Origin of the sequence: Pseudomonas sp. NPDC090201 (assembly GCF_044746825.1) — a bacterium.
GTDB lineage: Bacteria > Pseudomonadota > Gammaproteobacteria > Pseudomonadales > Pseudomonadaceae > Aquipseudomonas > Aquipseudomonas putida_AD.
This window is the reverse complement of record NZ_JBIVCX010000006.1, coordinates 226,871-245,349: the sequence shown is the minus strand read 5'-3', so window position 1 is coordinate 245,349 and position 18,479 is coordinate 226,871. Positions and strand designations below refer to the sequence as shown.

At 62.1% G+C, this 18,479-nt stretch carries 19 protein-coding genes; 12 read left to right on the top strand and 7 right to left on the bottom strand.

The genetic code is table 11. From position 1 onward, the window contains the following. Nucleotides 1-2: 2 nt before the first annotated feature. A complete protein-coding gene (cynR, locus tag ACIPOO_RS18760; protein WP_400608908.1) occupies nt 3-896 on the top strand; it encodes a transcriptional regulator CynR in 894 nt (297 codons plus the stop codon). On the opposite strand, the gene ACIPOO_RS18755 is transcribed toward cynR, so the two are convergent. Beyond that, nucleotides 893-1,207, bottom strand: a complete 315-nt coding sequence (locus ACIPOO_RS18755) for a cupredoxin family copper-binding protein (RefSeq protein ID WP_274135886.1) — start codon at nt 1,205-1,207, stop codon at nt 893-895. The genes cynR and ACIPOO_RS18755 overlap by 4 nt on opposite strands. Nucleotides 1,208-1,233: 26 nt before the next feature. After that, nucleotides 1,234-2,205 (bottom strand): metallophosphoesterase family protein, encoded by a 972-nt coding sequence (locus tag ACIPOO_RS18750; protein ID WP_400608906.1) that lies wholly within the window; start codon nt 2,203-2,205, stop codon nt 1,234-1,236. Between the two features lie 151 nt (nt 2,206-2,356). Here ACIPOO_RS18750 and ACIPOO_RS18745 point away from each other — a divergent pair, with 151 nt between their 5' ends. Both ACIPOO_RS18745 and ACIPOO_RS18740 read left to right on the top strand, forming a co-directional pair. Then, nucleotides 2,357-2,869 carry a sigma-70 family RNA polymerase sigma factor gene (locus tag ACIPOO_RS18745; RefSeq protein ID WP_400608904.1) on the top strand — a complete coding sequence of 171 codons (513 nt, stop codon included), beginning with the start codon at nt 2,357-2,359 and terminating at the stop codon, nt 2,867-2,869. Beyond that, on the top strand, nt 2,862-3,608 hold the full coding sequence (locus ACIPOO_RS18740) for an anti-sigma factor family protein (protein WP_400608902.1): 747 nt from the start codon (nt 2,862-2,864) through the stop codon (nt 3,606-3,608). The genes ACIPOO_RS18745 and ACIPOO_RS18740 overlap by 8 nt, the downstream gene beginning before the upstream one ends. 160 nt (nt 3,609-3,768) lie before the next feature. On the opposite strand, the gene ACIPOO_RS18735 is transcribed toward ACIPOO_RS18740, so the two are convergent. Continuing rightward, a complete protein-coding gene (locus ACIPOO_RS18735) occupies nt 3,769-4,113 on the bottom strand; it encodes a cupin domain-containing protein (protein ID WP_274135881.1) in 345 nt (114 codons plus the stop codon). 61 nt (nt 4,114-4,174) lie between these two features. Next, nucleotides 4,175-5,098, bottom strand: a complete 924-nt coding sequence (locus tag ACIPOO_RS18730) for a LysR substrate-binding domain-containing protein (protein ID WP_400608900.1) — start codon at nt 5,096-5,098, stop codon at nt 4,175-4,177. Between the two features lie 204 nt (nt 5,099-5,302). Here ACIPOO_RS18730 and ACIPOO_RS18725 point away from each other — a divergent pair, with 204 nt between their 5' ends. Then, on the top strand, nt 5,303-6,067 hold the full coding sequence (locus ACIPOO_RS18725) for a sulfite exporter TauE/SafE family protein (RefSeq protein WP_400608898.1): 765 nt from the start codon (nt 5,303-5,305) through the stop codon (nt 6,065-6,067). A 1-nt stretch (nt 6,068) separates the two neighbouring features. Here ACIPOO_RS18725 and ACIPOO_RS18720 read toward each other — a convergent pair whose 3' ends face one another. Beyond that, entirely contained in the window at nt 6,069-6,383 is a 315-nt protein-coding gene (locus tag ACIPOO_RS18720; RefSeq protein WP_274135875.1) for a putative quinol monooxygenase, read from the bottom strand. A 134-nt stretch (nt 6,384-6,517) separates the two neighbouring features. On the opposite strand from ACIPOO_RS18720, the gene ACIPOO_RS18715 reads away from it, so the two are divergent. Beyond that, nucleotides 6,518-7,414: a LysR family transcriptional regulator gene (locus ACIPOO_RS18715; protein ID WP_274135874.1), complete on the top strand. Its 897-nt coding sequence runs from the start codon at nt 6,518-6,520 to the stop codon at nt 7,412-7,414. A gap of 99 nt (nt 7,415-7,513) precedes the next feature. Here ACIPOO_RS18715 and ACIPOO_RS18710 read toward each other — a convergent pair whose 3' ends face one another. Continuing rightward, entirely contained in the window at nt 7,514-8,395 is an 882-nt protein-coding gene (locus tag ACIPOO_RS18710; RefSeq protein WP_274135872.1) for a LysR family transcriptional regulator, read from the bottom strand. 103 nt (nt 8,396-8,498) lie between these two features. Between ACIPOO_RS18710 and ACIPOO_RS18705 the strand changes: the two genes are divergently transcribed. The 3 genes from ACIPOO_RS18705 to ggt all read left to right on the top strand — a co-directional run bounded on the left by ACIPOO_RS18705 (nt 8,499) and on the right by ggt (nt 12,410). Next, a complete protein-coding gene (locus ACIPOO_RS18705) occupies nt 8,499-9,416 on the top strand; it encodes a DMT family transporter (protein ID WP_274135870.1) in 918 nt (305 codons plus the stop codon). A 220-nt stretch (nt 9,417-9,636) separates the two neighbouring features. Continuing rightward, nucleotides 9,637-10,536, top strand: coding sequence for an NAD-dependent epimerase/dehydratase family protein (locus ACIPOO_RS18700; RefSeq protein WP_400608895.1), 900 nt, complete (start codon nt 9,637-9,639; stop codon nt 10,534-10,536). 203 nt (nt 10,537-10,739) lie between these two features. Further along, on the top strand, nt 10,740-12,410 hold the full coding sequence (ggt, locus tag ACIPOO_RS18695; RefSeq protein ID WP_400608893.1) for a gamma-glutamyltransferase: 1,671 nt from the start codon (nt 10,740-10,742) through the stop codon (nt 12,408-12,410). Between the two features lie 183 nt (nt 12,411-12,593). On the opposite strand, the gene ACIPOO_RS18690 is transcribed toward ggt, so the two are convergent. Beyond that, nucleotides 12,594-14,177 (bottom strand): peptide chain release factor 3, encoded by a 1,584-nt coding sequence (locus ACIPOO_RS18690; RefSeq protein WP_274135308.1) that lies wholly within the window; start codon nt 14,175-14,177, stop codon nt 12,594-12,596. A 333-nt stretch (nt 14,178-14,510) separates the two neighbouring features. On the opposite strand from ACIPOO_RS18690, the gene ACIPOO_RS18685 reads away from it, so the two are divergent. The 4 genes from ACIPOO_RS18685 to ACIPOO_RS18670 are packed head-to-tail and all read left to right on the top strand — an operon-like array spanning nt 14,511 to nt 18,038. Beyond that, nucleotides 14,511-15,224 (top strand): ABC transporter permease, encoded by a 714-nt coding sequence (locus ACIPOO_RS18685; RefSeq protein ID WP_274135310.1) that lies wholly within the window; start codon nt 14,511-14,513, stop codon nt 15,222-15,224. A 26-nt stretch (nt 15,225-15,250) separates the two neighbouring features. Further along, the gene (locus tag ACIPOO_RS18680; RefSeq protein ID WP_400608891.1) at nt 15,251-16,219 is read left to right on the top strand and encodes a glycine betaine ABC transporter substrate-binding protein; all 969 of its coding nucleotides are present in this window, start codon (nt 15,251-15,253) and stop codon (nt 16,217-16,219) included. Continuing rightward, the gene (locus ACIPOO_RS18675) at nt 16,216-16,869 is read left to right on the top strand and encodes an ABC transporter permease (protein ID WP_274135314.1); all 654 of its coding nucleotides are present in this window, start codon (nt 16,216-16,218) and stop codon (nt 16,867-16,869) included. The genes ACIPOO_RS18680 and ACIPOO_RS18675 overlap by 4 nt, the downstream gene beginning before the upstream one ends. Nucleotides 16,870-16,880: 11 nt before the next feature. Continuing rightward, nucleotides 16,881-18,038 (top strand): betaine/proline/choline family ABC transporter ATP-binding protein, encoded by a 1,158-nt coding sequence (locus ACIPOO_RS18670; RefSeq protein WP_400608950.1) that lies wholly within the window; start codon nt 16,881-16,883, stop codon nt 18,036-18,038. Nucleotides 18,039-18,479: the final 441 nt, after the last annotated feature.

The window sequence follows — 18,479 nt, the reverse complement described above, 5'->3', positions numbered from 1 at the left end:
CCATGCTGCTGCGTCATCTCAAATACCTGTTGGCCGTGGCCGATCACGGCAATTTCAGCCGCGCCGCCCAGGCGTTGCACGTCTCGCAACCGACCCTGTCGCAGCAGATCCGGCAACTGGAAGAAAGCCTTGGCGCCGAGCTGCTCGACCGCTCTGCGCGGGTGGTCAGGCCCACCGATGCCGGAGCGGCGTACATCGAGTACGCGCGCAAGGTGATGCGTGATCTGGAGGCCGCCAACCGGGCGATCCACGACGTGAAGGACCTTTCGCGGGGCACCCTGCGGCTGGCGATGACGCCGACTTTCATGGCGTACCTTGCCGGACCGCTGATTCGCGAATTCAGCAGCCGGCACCCGGGTATTCGCCTGAGTGTGTTCGAGCTGTCGCTGGACGAGATCGAGGCGCGGCTGGCCGATGACAGCCTCGACCTGGCCATTGCCTTCACCGGCGTGCGCGACCCGGACATCGACTGCGTGCCGCTGTTCGTGGAAACCCTCAGCGTGATGGTGGGGCAGGTCCATCCGCTGTTCGGGCGCGAAGCGGCGCTGACAGGCGAGGAGCTGGCGAGCCTGCCGCTGGTGCTGCTGACCAGGGATTTCATCACCCGCACCAGCATCGATGATTACTGCCGCGAGCATGGCATCGCGCCCACGGTGAACATGCAGGCCAATTCAGTCAGCGCGATTCTGGAGATCGTGCGGCATATGCCGGTGGCCACGATCCTGCCCCAGGACACCGCCACCCAGGCGCGCGGGGTGTTCGCGATCCCGCTGCATAGTGGCGCGCCGCAACGCAGCGCCGCACTGCTGCGCAGGCGCAATGCCTGGCAGAGCGCGGCGTCGGTGGAGTTCGTGCGTACCTTGAATCGCTGGTGCGAGGGGCTCAAGCAGCCTTAACCGCCGACCACGATCCTGCCGATCATCTGCGGGTGCAGCGCGCAGAAATACTCGAACGTGCCGGCGTTATCGAACTGGAAAGTGAAGCTGTCGTCGGTATCCAGCGCCGCCGAGTGGAAGGCCTTGTGGGTTTCCATGACGGTGTGGGGGATCTGGTCGTCGTTGACCCAGGTCACCGTGCTGCCCACGGGAATGTTCAGTTGCGTGGGGGCGAACATGAAGTCCTTGATGTTGATGCGCACGTCCTGGGCGAAGGCGGGGAGGGTGATGATGAGAGTCGAGAGCAAAGCGGCGTGGATGAGGGTTTTCATGATTGATCCGTGTTTTTGGGTTGTGGCTAGGCCAGGGTTGAATCAATCAACGCCAACGGATGCTCGCCCTGGGTGGCGCGCACATCGGTGATGCCCAGGTAATTGCGCAACTGATCGGCGGGCACCGTGAGCGGGCCGGGGGAGGGCGCCATGCCGGGGGCGGGCTGCGGGTAGGCCGTGCCGCGGGCCGTATGAAAGGTAATGTTGCCCTCGACCTTCTGGATCACCTGATGAATGTGGCCGTTGAGCACCGTGACCGAGCCGTAGTTGCGCAGCATGGCAATCGCCTGGTCGCCGTCCTCGGTGCCCCAGCCCCAGGGCTGATACAGCGTCCACAATGGAATGTGGGTGAACACCACCACCGGCGTGCTGGCCGACACTGCCCGCAGGTCGTCGGCCAGCCACGCCAGTTGATCGGCACCCAGGTTGGCTTCACGCCCGGCCTGGAAATTGAACACGTTCACCAGGGCGATGAAGTGCACGCCATGGTCGTCGAAGCTGTACCAGCCTTTGCCTTTCGTGCCCTTGCCGTAGCGCTCCAGATACAGCTTGCCGCCGCCTTCATCGAGCGTGTCGTGCTCACCGGGCACATAATGCACGGGGGCGGGCAGTCCCTTGAGAATTTGCGCGGCGGTGTCGAATTCCGCCGCCTTGGACAGGTGCGTGATGTCTCCGGTGTGCAGGATCAGTGAGGGTGGCCGGGGCAGAGCGACCACCTTGCCGATGGCTTCCTGCAAAGTCTTCACCGGCTCCGGGTTGGCCTCCTTGTTGAAGCCGATGTGCGAATCGCTGATCTGCACGAATTGAAACGTGCTGTTCATCGCTGCAGGGTCAGTGGGCTGACCGTTGTTGTCCAGCGCGAAGGCACGCGGCACGCCACCGGCCATGGCCCAGATCACGCCCGCGCCGGCCCAGGCCGAGCACTTGAGCAAGGTTCGGCGGTCAGGGTCGAGCGGGCCGTCGGTGCGTTTTTCGGATGGGGTGCGGTGGCGGTTCATGGCGGTGCCCTCGGTGATGGCTCGGTAATTGAGCGGACACCCTTTACAACCCCGCGCCATGAGCTTTTATTCCGGGTGCAAAAATATGTTTTTTTCCGGGAATAAAACCTGGGCGGGCGCGGTTATAGGGGGATCAGTGACCGGAGCCGACATGAAGCGATTCGAGGAATTGTTCGCGCCCCACATGGACGCCGCCTACAACCTCGCCCGTTGGCTGACAGGCGATGAGAGCGCGGCGCAGGATGTGGTGCAGGCCAGCGCATTCCGGGCGTTTCGCTTCGTGCATCAATTCGTCGACGGCAATCCCAAGGCCTGGTTCCTGACCATCGTGCGCCATGAAAGCTACGGCTGGCTCAAGGCAGCGGCGGGTGGGCGCTGGGTGGCGCTGGGGGATGAAATCGCCGAGGACGACTTGGCGCTCAGCCACGCACAGACCCCTGAGGTGCTGGCCATGCATGCCGAAGATGCCGCCCTGCTGCAGCGAGCTTTGCAGGCGCTGGCTCCGGCGTTTCGCGAGGTGATCGTGCTCAAGGAACTTGAAGACCTGGCCTATAAGGACATTGCCCGGGTGGTGGATATTCCCATCGGTACGGTGATGTCGCGCCTGGCCCGGGCGCGGTCGATGCTCAGGCTCGAATTGCTGAGGTTGCATGCCCATGACTGACCTCACGTGTGCCACTTGCCGGGTCAGCCTTCACGGTTATCTGGATGATGAACTGGACGCCGCCGCAGCGGCTGAAATCGTCACGCATCTGCAGGGCTGCGCCGAGTGTCGGCAGCAGTACGATCAGGCCAGGCTGTTGACCGACAGCGTCAAGCGCCACGCGCCCTACTACGCCGCGCCGGACCTGCTGGTGCGCAGTGTGTTTGCGCCCCCGCCGGCACAGCGCGTGTCGTGGCTGGCGAGGGCCAAGGGCTGGCTGGCACCGGCGTTTTCCGCGGCGGCTCTGGCGCTGGCGTTGGTGTTGTACATCGCCAGGCCAACCGGCGAGCAGCCGTGGATGGAGGAGGCGGTGTCGAGCCACGTGCGCTCGCTGATGGCCGGGCATCTGAATGACGTGGCCTCATCGGACCGGCACACGGTCAAGCCCTGGTTCACCGGCAAGCTGGACTTTTCGCCGCCGGTACATGACTTCGCCGCGCAAGGCTATCCGCTGCTCGGCGGACGGCTGGACTACCTGCAACATCAGACGGCGGCGGCCTTGTCATACGGGCGGGCGAAGCACGTGATCAACCTGTTCATCGTGCCGACCACAGAGGCCGACACGCCGCGCCAGGATCAGTCGCTGCGTGGCTACAACATCGTGGTCTGGCAGCAGAATCACATGCGCTTCATCGCGGTGTCGGATGTGGAGAGGGGGGAGCTTGAGGCGTTCAGTGCGCTGGTGGAAAAGGGGCTTTGAATCTTAACGGTGATGCCATGCCAACAGCGATCCGTAGCAGCGCGGCTTGCCGGCGGGAGCGGTGTATCAGACGGCACATTCGTCACAGACACACCGCCCCCGCCGGCAAGCGGAACGCCGCCCGGCCGGGCTGCTACGGGGGGGCGCGGCGTTTGCCTGATCAGGCAAACACGAAATACTTGCGCACGGTCTCGACCACTTCCCAGGTGCCTTTCATGCCGGGTTCGATGATGAACTTGTCGCCGGCCTTCAGGTGGATCGGCTCTTTCCCTTCAGGGGTGATGATGCAGTAGCCTTCCTGGAAGTCGCAGTATTCCCACTTCACGTACTCGACGTACCATTTGCCCGGGGTGCAGATCCAGGTGCCCATGATCTTCTCGCCGTCGGCGCTGGTGTAGGCGTTGAGGTTGACGGTGTGCGGGTCGCCGCCGATGCGCTCCCATTTGCAGGCGTCTACGACGGGCAGTGGCGTGGTGTCGCGAAGAAGGACGATCGAGTTGCTCATGACAGCTCCAGATGAGGTTGCGAAAGTTGCGCTCGCGTACCTTAGGGGCGTCGTGGCGGGGTCAGTTGTCTGTGCTCGACATCGAGGTGTCCATTAACGCAGTTTCAGCCCCCAGATGACGCACCAGCGCCTTGGCGTATTCGGGTAGTACGGTAAAGTCCGGCGCGCACAGCAGCAGCTTGCGGTCGGCCCAGGGTTCCCTCAGCTGTTGGGCCTTCAATCGCCCTAAACCTGCGAACCGCTCGACCGCCGCCTGCGGCACCACACCCAGCCCTGCGCCATGCATGACCATGCGCATCACCCCGTCGAAACTCTCGGCCCGCACCCGGGTTTTCAGGCGTCGGCCCAGGTGCAGCGCCTGTTCTTCCAGATAGATCGCCATGGCGCTGTTCACGCCCAGGCCGACGAATTCGTATTCCAGCGCCTGGCTGAAGCGCACCTGGTGCAACTGCGCCAACGGATGATCGGCTGGCATGACGAGGCTCAGCGGGTCGGCGCAGAAGGGCAGGGTTTGCAGGTCACTGGCGTCTACGGCGTTGGAGATGATGCCGATGTCCGCCGTGCCATGGCGCACAGCGTGGAGGATGCGCAGGCTGGGGTGTTCTTCAAGGTTGATGTCGATATTGGGATGGGTCGCCAGAAAGCCCGCCAGCCGTTCGGGCAGGTATTCGCTCAGCGCCGAGGTGTTGCACAAGAGGCGAATCTGGCCCTTGAAGCCCTGAGCGTAATCCGTGAGGTCGGCCTGCATGCGCTCGACCTGACGCAAGATCAGCCGCGCGTGCTGGGCCAGCGCCTTGCCCGCAGCGGTGGGCGTGACCCCGCGTCGACCACGTTCGAGCAGGGCGATGCCCAGAGACGATTCGAGCCCGCGAATCCGCGCACTGGCCGAGGCCAGGGACAGGTGGCTCAATGCAGCGCCAGCCGTGATATTGCCTGCTTCGCTGACGTTGAGGAAAAGCTTGAGGTCGATCAGGTCGAATGGCATGGCGGATTCCGCTTGGTGGACGCATCCGTAGCAGCACGGCTTGCCGGCGGGAGCGTCGTGTCAGGCAGCACATCACTCTCTGATACACCGCCCCCGCCGGCAAGCCGTGCTGCTACGGGTGTGTGTGGTGGGTATGTAAAAGCCGAAGGCTGGCTCAATATATCGCAGATTTTCAACGGCGCAGAACCGGCTCACCATACCCCCATGAATACTTTCCTCGCGCTGTATCAAAACATTGGCTGGAGCCTGACAGCTCTGGTGTTGCTCACTTTCCTGCTGGCCGGCACGGTCAAGGGGGTGATCGGCATGGGCCTGCCCACCGTCGCCATGGGGCTTTTGGGCGTGGCTATGCTGCCGACGCAGGCTGCCGCGCTGTTGCTGATCCCCTCGACCTTCACCAACTTCTGGCAACTGGCGGCAGGTGGCCATCTGCGCAGTTGTCTGGCCAGGCTCTGGCCGCTGCTGGCGATGATCGTCGTCGGCACGGCGCTGGGCTCGTACCTGCTGGGCATGGGCAGCGCCCACAGCATGGGCCGGGCGTTGGGCGGGGCGTTATTCGTCTATGCGATGTGCGGGCTGTTCCTGCCCACGCTGAAAGTGCCATCCCGCGCCGAGCCGTGGCTGGGGCCGCTGTGTGGGCTGGTCACCGGGCTGATTACCTCGGCAACCGGCGTGTTCGTGATCCCGGCAGTGCCGTACATTCAGGGGCTGGGTCTGGACCGCAACCAGTTGGTGCAGGCACTGGGGCTGTCGTTCACCGTCTCGACCCTCGCCCTGGGTGCGGGGCTGTTCTGGAACAATGCGCTGGGCAGCGCCGAGATGAGTGCCTCGTTGCTGGCGGTGATCCCGGCGCTGTTGGGCATGATGATCGGCCAATGGCTGCGTCAGCGCATCAGCGCCCTGGTGTTCAAGCGCGTGTTTTTCATCGGCATGGCGATGCTCGGCCTGCACCTGCTGATTACCGGTTGACTCAGCGAACGGCAGACGAGGGGCTGATCATGTCGACGCGACGGATATCGAAATCCCGCACCAGGTAATCCATGCGTCGCTCGAAAAAACTCGCCATGTGCGGCAGGGCAGAGTGCACGTCCAGATGCGCCGTCGATTGCCAGATCTCATAAAAGATAAACAGCGTCGGGTCCTGCTGGTCGCGCAGCATGTGGTACTCGATGCAGCCGTCTTCGCTACGGCTGGCCGCCACATAGCTGCTGAACAAAGCTTCGAACTCGGCCGCTTTTTCAGGCTTGGTCTGGGCATGAAGGATGAAACCGTGCAGCTCGCTCATAGCGGCCTCCTGTGATGAAAGTGGCCAAATTCTAAGTCAACAATTGCTCGCGAATTTGTGCTTTTTAAGCAAAGGTTTTTTGCCTGTGTTCTAAACGGCGCTAATATCCAGGCTGTTTTGAGCGGAGGACAACAGTGAAAGCCCGATCCGATGAATTGCAGGTGTTTGTCTGCGTGATTGAAAGCGGCTCGATTTCGGCCGCCGCCGAACAGATGGGGCAGACCCCATCGGCCATCAGCCGCACCCTGTCCCGGCTGGAGGCCAAGCTCGACACCACGTTGATCAACCGCACCACGCGGCGCATGGACCTGACCGAGGAGGGCAAGTTCTTCCTTGAGCGTGCGCGGCAGATTCTGGGCCAGATGGAAGACCTCGAAGAACGCATGTCGCTGCGCCAGCAGACGCCTTCCGGGCGCTTGCGGATCAATGCCGCATCGCCTTTCATGTTGCATTCCATCGTGCCGTATGTGGCCGAGTTTCGTACGCTCTACCCGGACATCCAGCTGGAGTTGAACAGCAACGATCTGATCATCGATCTGCTGGAGCAGAGCACCGACGTGGCGATCCGCATCGGCGCGCTGGCGGATTCGACCCTGCATGCCCGAGCGCTGGGCACCAGCCCGCTGAACATTCTGGCCAGCCCCGATTACCTGAAAAAACACGGCACGCCCAAGAGCGTCGAGGCGCTGAACGGGCATTCGCTGTTGGGCTTCACCCAGACTGAAACCCTGAACCACTGGCCCTTGCGTCATGCTGGCGGCGACCGTCTGTTCATTCAGCCGACGGTGTCCGCGTCCAGCGGTGAGACCCTGCGCCAACTGGCGTTGGCGGGGGAGGGCATCGTCTGCCTGTCGCACTTCATGACCCACGAAGACATCCGCGCCGGGCGGCTCAAAGTGATCCTCTCCCAGGCCAACAGCGGCTATCGCCAGCCGATCCACGCGGTGTACTACCGCAACTCGCAGCTGGCGCTGCGGATTCAATGCTTTCTGGATTTCATTGCGCAGAAGCTGGCGGTCTACGCCGCTTGATGATTCTGCCGAAGGCGTAGGAGCGCGCTTGCCCGCGATTGCGGTGTGTCATATGGCATCGATGTGTCTGACACGACGTCATCGCGGGCAAGCGCGCTCCTACAAGGGTTGCGCGGCGCCGGAGAATTCTGCGCGCAGCATCTCCACGAACGCCTCCCGCGCCGGGTGGTGTTCGGCGTTTTCGTGCCAGTAGAACAGGTTGTCGATAGACGTCAGTTCGGCGAATTCATAACCGACCCAGCCCGAGCCTTTGTGGTACTGCTCGAACACCCCCTTGGGCACCAGCGCCACGCCAGCGCCGGCACTGACGCAACCGACGATGGTGCCGTAGCTGGCGATGCTGATGATCGGCTGGCTCTGACCGTTGTTCAGCAGCCAGCGCTCAAGCGCCGCGCGATAGGGGCAGCCCTCGGGCCACATGAAGATCGACTTGCCGGCCAGGTCCGCCGCGCTGCGGATCGGCCCCAGGGATTCGGCGGCGATCAGCACCAGGTCCTCGCGGTACATGGAGGTGCGCTTGAGGCGCGGGCGTTTGACGTCGATGGCGACAATCGCGCCATCGAGCTTGTGGTTGAGGGTGGCGTCGAGCAGTTGCGGGCCGGTGCCGGTGGTCAGTTCTAGGGAGACGTCGGGATAGCGCGCATGAAAACGCGCCAGCAATCGAGGCAGCCGCGAGGTGGCGGACGACTCGATGGCGCCGATGCGCAAAGGCCCGGAAGGCGCCGCATCAGGATGCACCGCGCGCTTGGCTTCCTCGGCCAGGCTGAGCATTCGTGCGGCGTAGTTCAGAAAGATTTCCCCGGCAGGGCTGATGCGCAATCCGCGCCCATGGCGGAAGAACAGCTCGGTCCCAAGCTCCGCCTCCAGCGCCTTGATGCGCGCCGTGACATTCGACGGCACGCAGTGCAGCAACTCGGCTGCGCGGGCAATGCTGCCGGTGTCGGCAACGGTCTTGAACATGCGAAGCTGGGCCAGTTCCATGCATCACCAAAAGTGAACGGTTGAGTCATTATTGTTCGGTTGTGGTGAGCATAAGTTGTTTCGATACTCATTGCCAAAGGGGTCTTTCGGCAGGAGTGGGAACATGAGCGTGGTGAGTGAGCCGGTGGTGATTGCGCCCGGTGGTCAGGAACTGAATGTCCGCTGGCAGGGGGTGAAAGTCGCGTTGGCGACGGTCTTCGTGATCGCCTGTTGGGGTTACTCGCCGGCGGGGATTCGCATCGGATTGCTGGCCTACGATCCGGGGCACCTGGCCCTGTTGCGGTTTCTGATTGCCTCGGTGTTCATGGCGCTGATCGCCTCGTCGATGAAAATCAGCTTGCCGCGCCTGCGGGATCTGCCATTGCTGGCGGTGTTGGGCTTTTTCGCGGTCAGCCTCCACCACATCGCCCTCAACTTCGGCCAGCCGGGAGTGAGCGCAGGAGCGTCAAGCGTGCTGATCCAGTCGATGCCGCTGTTCACCGCGCTGCTGGCGCATTTCGTGTTCAAGGAGCGGGTCAACCCCTGGCGCTGGTTCTGCGTGACGTGGGGGCTGGTCGGTGTGGGAATCGTGATTCTGGGAGATCGCGGGTTTGGCCATGTCGATGCTCGCGCCCTGTTGATCCTCTTGGCGGCGTTCTCCTGGAGCCTGTATTTCTCTCTGCAAAGGCGCCACAGCCATCGCTATGACGGGCTGACCATGGTCTGCTACACGGTCTGGGCCGGTACGTTTTTTCTGCTGGTGTACTTGCCGGGGCTGGTCGGCGAGATCGTCAATGCGCCGCTGCGGGTCAATGTGGCGGTGGGTGTCCTGGGGCTGTTCCCCAGTGCGCTGGCCTACCTGGCCTGGGCCTATGTGCTCAAGCACATGGAGGCCAGCCGCGCCACGATGAGCCTGTACCTCACGCCACCCATGGCGATTGCCATCGCTTCGGTGCTGTTGGGTGAAATCCCCTCGCCGATGGTGATCGTGGGGGCGGTCGTGGTGTTGAGCAGTGTGGTGGCGTTGAATCTTCGCAGGTAGCGGGTAGGGCGACTTGTAGGAGCGCGCTTGCCCGCGACGACGGTGTACCGGAGATCACAGATGCGCCAGATACTCCGCCATCGCGGGCAAGCGCGCTCCTACGGCCGGGGGGGGGCATTCGTGATTTCTACGCAAGAGTCATTTGGCGCGGCGGTGGTTTTTTGCAAGGAATCCCGGGCAGATACTGTGTCCATCTTTTCCACGACACGGGATCACGCTCATGAATATCTTCATCTCCGGCGCAGCAGGTTTCATTGGTGGCTCCATCGCAACCGGCCTTACCCGCAAGGGCCACCACGTCACGGGCCTGGTGCGCAGCGCCGAGCAGGCGGACGAGCTCAAGGCATTGGGCATGTCGGCGGTCGTCGGCACCCTGGATGACAAGGCGCTGCTGATCGAGCAGGCGCGCAAGGCCGACGCGGTCATCAACGCTGCCAGCAGCGACCACCGTGGCGCGGTCGAGGCGTTGATCGAGGGCCTCAAAGGTTCCAACAAACCATTTCTGCACACCAGCGGTTCGAGCATCGTCGGCGATGCGTCGGGCGGCAAGGGCACCGACAAGATCTACTACGAAGGCCAGTTGCCTGCCGCCACCCCGGACAAGGCCGCTCGCGTGGCCATCGACGATCTGGTGCTGGCCGCAGCGCAACAGGGCGTGCGTTCGGCAGTGCTCTGCAACACATTGATCTACGGCCACAGCCTGGGCGTCAACCGCGACAGCGTGCAGTTGCCGCGCCTGCTCAAACAGGCTCGCAAGAGCGGCGTGGTGCGTCATGTCGGCACCGGCGGCAACATCTGGTCCAACGTGCACATCGATGATGTGGTCGAGCTGTATGCACTGGCGCTGGAGAACAATCCCGCCGGCACCTTCTATTTTGTAGAGAGCGGCGAAGCCTCGTTCCTCGACATGAGCAACGCCATGGCGCACGCGATGGGCCTGGGCAAGGCGCAGGACTGGCCGCTCAAGGACGCAGAAGCCGAATGGGGTTATGAAATGGCCAACTATGGCCTGGGCTCGAACAGCCGTGTCCGCGGCAAGAACGCCCGCGAACTGCTGGGCTGGGCGCCCAAGCGTACGTCGGTGATCGAGTGGATCGAGAACGACATGCTCAAGGGGTAATGGGGCTTTGAACCCAGACCCGTAGCAGCACGGCTTGCCGGCGGGGGCGTCCTCAAGATCGCTCCCGCCGGCAAGCCGTGCTGCTACGGTCACATTTGCCGATACACAGCGGCCACCTTCGGGTGGCCGTTTGCGTTAGTCTCGTCAGCATTCAGACAGCCTCCACAGACCAGTCTATTGCATCCCGCAATCAAGGAAGCCCTATGCGCGTCGTGACCCTCAAGACCCTCGCCTTATCGGTAGTCTTTGCCGTCAGTTCCCCGGTTTACGCGGCCATCGTCCTGGAAGGCGGCGCCGTTGCAGCGCCCGATCAGTACGGCGCGCAGGTCGCTGCGCAAATCCTCAAGAAGGGCGGTAACGCCGTCGATGCCGCCGTGGCCACCGCCTTCACCCTGGCCGTGACGTACCCGGAGGCGGGCAATATCGGCGGTGGTGGCTTCATGACCCTGTTCATGAACGGTCGGCCCTATTTCATCGACTACCGCGAAACCGCTCCCAAAGCCGCGACCCGCGACATGTACCTGGATGAGAAGGGCGAGGTGATTCCCGGCATGAGCCTGGTGGGCGCTCGCGCTTCGGGCGTGCCGGGCACGGTGATGGGCTTGTGGGAGGCGCACAGGAAATTCGGCAAGTTGCCCTGGGCCGAACTGCTGACACCGGCCATCGGTTACGCGAAGAGCGGTTTCAAGGTCGCCGACAAACAGAACATGTACGGCACCGAGGCCCTCAAGCAGCTCGAGGGCAAGACCAACTTCGCCGATTACTTCGGCACCATGAAAGCCGGCGAACTGTTCCGTCAGCCGGAGTTGGCCCAGACCCTGGAGCGCATCGCCGACAAAGGCGCCAGCGAGTTCTATCAGGGCCAGACTGCCGACCTGCTGGTGGCCCAGATGCAACACGACAACGGCTTGATCACCAAACAGGACCTGGCCGACTACAAGGCCGTGTGGCGCAAGCCGTTGCACGTGAACTTCAACGGCAACACCCTGTACACCGCACCGCTGCCCAGTTCCGGCGGCGTGGCGCTGGCGCAACTGATCGGCATCAAGCAGCAACTGGCCGAGGATTTCAAAGGTGTGCCCCTGAACTCGGCGCGTTACGTGCACTTGCTCGCCGAGATCGAGAAGCGGGTGTTTGCCGATCGCGCCAACTATCTGGGCGATCCGGATTTCTCCAAGGCACCGGTGAGCGAACTGACCGATCAGGTCTACCTGGCCCAGCGCGCCCATGAGATCAACCCGACGGCGATTTCCCCGACCGAAAACATCAAGCCCGGACTCGAATCGCACCAGACCACCCACTTCTCCATCGTCGACGCCAAGGGCAATGCGGTCAGCAACACCTACACCCTGAACTGGGACTACGGCAGTGGCGTGGTGGTCAAGGGCGCGGGCTTCTTGATGAACGACGAGATGGATGACTTCAGTTCCAAACCCGGCGTGGCCAACGCCTTTGGTGTAGTGGGAGGCGATGCCAATGCCATCGAGCCGGGCAAGCGCATGCTTTCATCCATGAGCCCAAGCCTTGTGACCCGCGACGGCGCGGTGACGCTGGTGCTGGGCACGCCGGGTGGCTCGCGGATTTTCACCACGGTGTTTCAGGTGCTCAACAATCTGTATGACTTCAACATGCCGCTCAAGGACGCGGTGGCGGCGCAGCGCGTACATCATCAGTTGCTGCCCAAGGACACGATCTTCACCGAGCGCTTCGCGCCGATGTCTGTGCAGGTCGCCGATGAGTTGAAGGCGATGGGCTACACGATCAAGGATCAGAATTGGGCGATGGGCAATGTGCAGGCGATCAGGATCAACGGCACGAAGGTCGAAACCGCAGCGGATCCGCGGGGGAGGGGTGTGGGGATGGTGGTGAAGTGACAGGCTGACTCGGTTCTTGCCACTTGCACAAAACAACTGTGGGAGTGAGCTTGCTCACGAAGAGGCCGGTACATCCGTCAGATATTCTGCGGCTGAAACTCAGCATTCGTGAGCAAGCTCACTCCCACAGGGGTACGGCTTGAACCTCAGTGTGTAGTGTCCACGTGAGGTTTTTCGTACTGCTTAATGATGCTCGCGCGTCGCGCGGAATTTGATGTCCGGCCAGCGTTCTTCCATCAGGCTCAGGTTGACCCGCGTAGGCGCCAGGTAGGTCAGGTGACCGCCGCCATCCACTGCCAGGTTTTCCACGGCCTTGTTCTCGAATTCCTCGAGCTTCTTCTTGTCCGCCGAGTCGATCCAGCGGGCAGACCACACGGTGATCGGCTCGTAGGCGCATTCGACCTTGTACTCTTCCTTCAGGCGGCTGGCGACCACATCGAACTGCAGCACACCGACGGCGCCGAGGATGATGTCGTTGCTGCGCTGCGGGAAGAACACCTGGGTGGCGCCTTCTTCGGCCAGCTGTTGCAGGCCCTGACGCAGCTGTTTGGACTTAAGCGGATCCTTCAGGCGCACGCGGCGGAACAGTTCCGGCGCAAAGTGCGGGATGCCGGTGAAGCCCAGGGCTTCGCCTTCGGTGAAGGTGTCGCCGATCTGGATCGTGCCGTGGTTGTGCAGGCCGATGATGTCGCCGGCGTAGGCCTCTTCCAGTTGCTCGCGCTCGCTGGAGAAGAACGTCAGGGCGTCACCGATGCGCACGTCCTTGCCGGTGCGCACATGGCGCATCTTCATGCCTTTTTCGTACTTGCCCGAGCAGATGCGCATGAACGCGATACGGTCGCGGTGCTTGGGGTCCATGTTCGCCTGAATCTTGAAGATGAAGCCCGAGAACTTCTCTTCCACCGGCTCCACGCTGCGCTCGTGGGTGGCGCGTGCCAGCGGCAGCGGCGCCCAGTCGACGACGGCGTCGAGTACATGGTCGACCCCGAAGTTGCCCAGTGCGGTACCGAAGAACACCGGAGTCATCTGGCCGTCGAGGAATTCCTGCTGGTTGAATTCATGGCAGGCGCCCTGCACCAGTTCGAGCTGGTCGATGAAGCGATCGTACTCGTCACCCAGGTGGGCGCGGGCTTCGTCGGAATCCAGCTTCTGGATGATCTTGGTTTCGGTGCGCTCGTGACCGTGCCCCGGGGTGTAGACGATGATGTAGTCGCCTGCCAGGTGGTACACGCCCTTGAAGTCGCGGTAGCAGCCGATGGGCCAGGTGATCGGCGCGGCCTTGATCTTGAGTACCGCTTCGATTTCGTCGAGCAGTTCGATCGGGTCGCGGATGTCGCGGTCCAGCTTGTTGATGAAGCTGACGATCGGCGTGTCGCGCAGGCGGCAGACGTCCATCAGGGCGATGGTCCGCGGCTCGACGCCCTTACCGCCGTCGAGGACCATCAACGCCGAGTCGACCGCAGTCAGGGTGCGGTAGGTGTCTTCGGAGAAGTCTTCGTGGCCCGGGGTGTCGAGCAGGTTGATCATGTGTTCGCGATAGGGGAACTGCATGACCGACGTGGTAATGGAAATACCCCGCTGCTTCTCCATCTCCATCCAGTCGGACGTCGCATGGCGGTCGGATTTGCGGGATTTCACCGTGCCGGCCACGGAAATGGCCTTGCCCATGAGCAAGAGCTTTTCGGTGATGGTGGTCTTACCGGCGTCGGGGTGGGAAATAATGGCGAAAGTGCGGCGTTTCGCGACTTCGGCGGCCTGTCTGGTCATGGGAAATCGCCTGAGAGGTGATTCAAAAAAGGGCGGCGATTATAGCCCAAACCAATCCAATATCCGAACCGTTCAGTCGATCAAGGGTGGCCAAATACCATCTTACGTGGGAACCTTTGCGGTTGTGGAGACGTCCACTCCCTGGCAATGCAAACTGCCAAGGGTTGCAAAATCAGCAAGTTAGCTTGACGAAGCTGCGCTCATGGCTCGTGAAATCGCCCAGGTTAACCCTTAACCGGCGACCCACCCGCTGCTCTTCGCGAACGCTGGCAGATGGCCTGAAAAGGACCGTCACGTGCCAGACGTACGCCGACTGAAATAAGGAGTCCGCCCGTGGCTAATCGCTATGGCAAGGGGCTGATGGGAGGTGTGATCGTCATCGCACTCCTGGCCCTGCTGGTCCAATGGATCGGCATCGACACGCTCAAGCAGTATCAGGATGATCTGCTGTTTTATCTGCAAGCCCACGTGATGCTGGTACTGGCATCGATGCTGGCGGCACTGGTGGTCGGAATCCCGACCGGCATTGTGCTCAGCCGACCGAACATGGTTGGCCGCGCCGAACGCTTCATGCAGATCTTCAATATCGGTAACACTGTTCCTCCTCTCGCGGTACTGGCCATTGCTCTGGGCGTCCTGGGCATCGGCAGTGGGCCTGCGATCTTCGCTTTGTTCCTCGCCTCTCTGTTGCCCATCGTGCGCAACACCTACGAAGGCCTCAAAAACGTTCAGGGTTCTCTAAAGGAAGCCGCCACCGGCATCGGCATGACACCGCGTCAGGTGCTGTGGCGTGTCGAGCTGCCCAATGCCGTGCCGATCATGATCGGCGGTGTGCGGGTGGCGCTGGCGATCAACGTCGGCACCGCGCCGCTGGCCTTCCTGATCGGCGCCAACAGCCTTGGCAGCCTGATCTTCCCTGGCATCGCCCTGAACAATCAGCCTCAGCTTGTGCTGGGTGCCGCGTGTACCGCGCTGCTGGCCCTGTTGCTCGATGGCGCCGTGACCCTGGCGAGTCGTGTCTGGCTGGAACGTGGCCTGGCTCGCTAACGGGCCGCGCAGAGAAAGGAATTCAGATGAAAAAGTTATGCACATTATTACTGGGCGCAGGCCTTATGTTGTCTGGCGTTGTCCAGGCGGCTGACGCTGCGGCCGAGCGCCCGGTGCTGCGAATCGGCGCACGGGTCTTTACCGAACAGACGATTCTGGCCGAGCTGACCGCGCAATACCTGCGCGACAAAGGCTATCAGGTACAGATCACTGGCGGCCTGGGCAGCAACCTGGCGCGCAGTGCCCAAGAATCCGGCCAACTGGACATGCTCTGGGAATACACCGGGGTGTCGCTGGTGGCCTACAACCATGTCGACGAAAAACTCGACAGCGACCAGACCTACCAGCGGGTCAAGGAGCTGGACGCGAAGAAGGGCCTGGTCTGGCTCTCGCCGTCCAAATTCAACAACACCTACGCGCTGGCGGTGCCGGACAACGTCGCGAAGAAATACCCGCAGATCAACAACGTCTCCGACCTGACAACCTTGCTCAAGGATGAGGCCAAGGAGGGTCATATCGTCGCGCTCGACACCGAGTTCGCCAACCGTTCGGACGGTCTGGTGGGCATGGTCAAGCACTACGACATGAACCTGAGCCGTGAAAACACTCGTCAGATGGACGCAGGGCTGGTCTACACCGCACTGCGCAACGGGCAGGTCTTCGCAGGGCTGGTCTACACCACCGACGGCCGCCTGAACGCTTTCAAACTCAAGGTGCTGGCGGACGACAAGCACTACTTCCCGGATTACACCGCAGCGCCGGTGGTTCGCAAAGAGTTTCTGGACAAGCACCCGCAACTGGCCGAGCAACTCAAGCCACTGGCCGCGCTGCTGGATAACCAGACCATGATCGACCTGAATGCGCGCATCGACGTCAATCATGAAAGTCCTACCGTCGTGGCGGCAGATTTCCTGCGCAGCCATCCGATCAATCCTTCCGCCGAGAGCGTGCCGATCAAGCAGACGCCGGTGGAGAAACAGGAGGAGAAACTATGAGCTTCTTGAGCGCCTTCTCCCATCTGGACTGGAACCAGGTCTTTCACCTGACCCTGCAACACATCACGCTGGTGGGCATCGCGGTGTCGCTGGCGATTCTGATCGGCGTGCCGCTGGGCATCTTCATGACGCGCTTCCCGGCGCTGGCCGGTCCCCTGCAGGCCAGCGCCACCGTGCTGCTGACCATCCCGTCGATTGCCCTGTTCGGGTTGCTGCTGCCGTTCTACTCCAAGTTCGGCCAGGGCCTTGGGCCGCTGCCGGCGATCACCGCGGTGTTTCTGTATTCGCTGCTGCCGATCATGCGTAACACCTACCTGGCGTTGACCGGCGTCGAGCCTGGCATTCGTGAAGCGGCCCGTGGCATCGGCATGACCTTCGGTCAGCGCCTGCGCATGGTCGAGTTGCCGATTGCCGTGCCGGTGATCCTCGCCGGTGTACGCACCGCCGTGGTCATGAACATCGGCGTCATGACCATCGCCGCCACCATCGGTGCCGGTGGCCTCGGTGTGCTCATCCTCGCTTCCATCAGCCGCAGCGACATGTCGATGCTGATCGTCGGCGCCGTACTGGTCAGCATCCTGGCCATCTTCGCCGACCTGCTTCTGCAATGGCTGCAACGCTCGCTGACTCCAAAAGGACTGCTCAAATGACTGGCAAAACCATGATCGAACTGCAAGACCTCACCAAGACTTTCCAGAGCAACGGCAAGGAAGTGAAGGCCGTCGATTCCGTGAGCCTGACCGTCAACGAAGGCGAAATCTGCGTGTTCCTGGGGCCATCGGGTTGCGGCAAGAGCACCACGCTGAAAATGATCAACCGCCTGATCATGCCGACCTCGGGCAAGGTGCTGATCAACGGTGAAGACACCACGCAACTGGACGAAGTGACCCTGCGTCGCAACATCGGCTACGTGATCCAGCAGATCGGCCTGTTCCCCAACATGACCATCGAGGAAAACATCGTCGTGGTTCCCAAGCTGCTGGGCTGGGACAAGAAACGTTGCCACGACCGGGCCCGCGAACTGATGAGCATGATCAAACTCGAGCCCAAGCAGTACCTGCATCGCTACCCGCGCGAGCTGTCCGGCGGGCAGCAACAGCGCATCGGGGTGATTCGTGCGTTGGCCGCCGAGGCGCCGTTGCTGCTGATGGACGAGCCCTTCGGCGCGGTGGACCCGATCAACCGCGAGATGATCCAGAACGAGTTCTTCGAGATGCAGCGGGCGCTGAACAAGACCGTGATCATGGTCAGCCACGATATCGACGAGGCCATCAAGCTGGGCGACAAGATCGCGATCTTCCGCGCCGGCAAGCTGTTGCAGATCGACCACCCGGACACCCTGCTGGCCCATCCGGCGGACGAGTTCGTCAGCAACTTCGTCGGCCAGGACAGCACCCTCAAGCGCCTGTTGCTGGTCAAGGCCGAAGACGCCGCCGACAACGCGCCGTCGGTCAGCCCCGAAACCCCGGTGGCCGATGCGCTGGAAGTGATGGACGAGAACGACCGCCGCTACGTGGTCGTCACCGACGCCGACAACAAGGCCAAAGGCTATGTGCGCCGCCGCGACCTGCACCGCCAGAGCGGCACCTGCGAGCAGTACCTGCGCGCGTTCAACGCCACCGCCGCCTACGACGAACACCTGCGCATCCTGCTGTCGCGGATGTACGAGTTCAACCGCGCCTGGCTGCCGGTGCTCGATGCCGAGAATGTGTTCCTGGGCGAGGTGACGCAGGAGTCGATTGCGGCTTACCTGAGTTCCGGCCAGTCGCGGGGCAAGAAGACCAGTATCGTTTCGCCAGCGGAAGTGGCGTCCGTCTGACCACCGTCAATCGGTGCAGGAGCGCGCTTGCCCGCGACGACGGCGTGTCAGACACATCATTGGCGTCTGACACGGCCTCGTCGCGGGCAAGCGCGCTCCTACAATGGGGGCATACGACATTCAAGGGGAACATCGTCCTGTCACATCGGTCGGTTACTACAGGGTGATTGAACAGATGCTGATGCCCGTCTGGCAAAAACGGGCAGAAAAGCGACATTTTTTGTTGATCTTGAACCCCTCAGGTCCTACAGTTCGCGCCGAACGTCCATGCTGGAAACGATCCATCCGGCTCAAGTACTGACGACGAGACAGCAAGGCCAAGGGAACCCGCGTCCCATGGCCTTTTTGCTTTCGGTCAACGGCCTTGGGAAGTAGGCGAACCAAAGTGGGGATACGGAGGACGTTCATTTGCACCCATTGTTTTTTACCGTTTGCCAACAG

What these genes read in the sequence shown, in the direction of transcription:
- ACIPOO_RS18725 (WP_400608898.1), top strand. Translation starts at nt 5,303, where the DNA reads ATGAATACTTTCCTCGCGCTGTATCAAAACATTGGCTGGAGCCTGACA.
- ACIPOO_RS18670 (WP_400608950.1), top strand. Translation starts at nt 16,881, where the DNA reads ATGATCGAACTGCAAGACCTCACCAAGACTTTCCAGAGCAACGGCAAG.
- ACIPOO_RS18740 (WP_400608902.1), top strand. Translation starts at nt 2,862, where the DNA reads ATGACTGACCTCACGTGTGCCACTTGCCGGGTCAGCCTTCACGGTTAT.
- ACIPOO_RS18700 (WP_400608895.1), top strand. Translation starts at nt 9,637, where the DNA reads ATGAATATCTTCATCTCCGGCGCAGCAGGTTTCATTGGTGGCTCCATC.
- ACIPOO_RS18710 (WP_274135872.1), bottom strand. Translation starts at nt 8,395, where the DNA reads ATGGAACTGGCCCAGCTTCGCATGTTCAAGACCGTTGCCGACACCGGC.
- ACIPOO_RS18730 (WP_400608900.1), bottom strand. Translation starts at nt 5,098, where the DNA reads ATGCCATTCGACCTGATCGACCTCAAGCTTTTCCTCAACGTCAGCGAA.
- ACIPOO_RS18690 (WP_274135308.1), bottom strand. Translation starts at nt 14,177, where the DNA reads ATGACCAGACAGGCCGCCGAAGTCGCGAAACGCCGCACTTTCGCCATT.
- ACIPOO_RS18745 (WP_400608904.1), top strand. Translation starts at nt 2,357, where the DNA reads ATGAAGCGATTCGAGGAATTGTTCGCGCCCCACATGGACGCCGCCTAC.
- ACIPOO_RS18705 (WP_274135870.1), top strand. Translation starts at nt 8,499, where the DNA reads ATGAGCGTGGTGAGTGAGCCGGTGGTGATTGCGCCCGGTGGTCAGGAA.
- ACIPOO_RS18735 (WP_274135881.1), bottom strand. Translation starts at nt 4,113, where the DNA reads ATGAGCAACTCGATCGTCCTTCTTCGCGACACCACGCCACTGCCCGTC.
- ACIPOO_RS18755 (WP_274135886.1), bottom strand. Translation starts at nt 1,207, where the DNA reads ATGAAAACCCTCATCCACGCCGCTTTGCTCTCGACTCTCATCATCACC.
- ACIPOO_RS18750 (WP_400608906.1), bottom strand. Translation starts at nt 2,205, where the DNA reads ATGAACCGCCACCGCACCCCATCCGAAAAACGCACCGACGGCCCGCTC.
- ACIPOO_RS18675 (WP_274135314.1), top strand. Translation starts at nt 16,216, where the DNA reads ATGAGCTTCTTGAGCGCCTTCTCCCATCTGGACTGGAACCAGGTCTTT.
- ACIPOO_RS18680 (WP_400608891.1), top strand. Translation starts at nt 15,251, where the DNA reads ATGAAAAAGTTATGCACATTATTACTGGGCGCAGGCCTTATGTTGTCT.
- ggt (WP_400608893.1), top strand. Translation starts at nt 10,740, where the DNA reads ATGCGCGTCGTGACCCTCAAGACCCTCGCCTTATCGGTAGTCTTTGCC.
- ACIPOO_RS18720 (WP_274135875.1), bottom strand. Translation starts at nt 6,383, where the DNA reads ATGAGCGAGCTGCACGGTTTCATCCTTCATGCCCAGACCAAGCCTGAA.
- cynR (WP_400608908.1), top strand. Translation starts at nt 3, where the DNA reads ATGCTGCTGCGTCATCTCAAATACCTGTTGGCCGTGGCCGATCACGGC.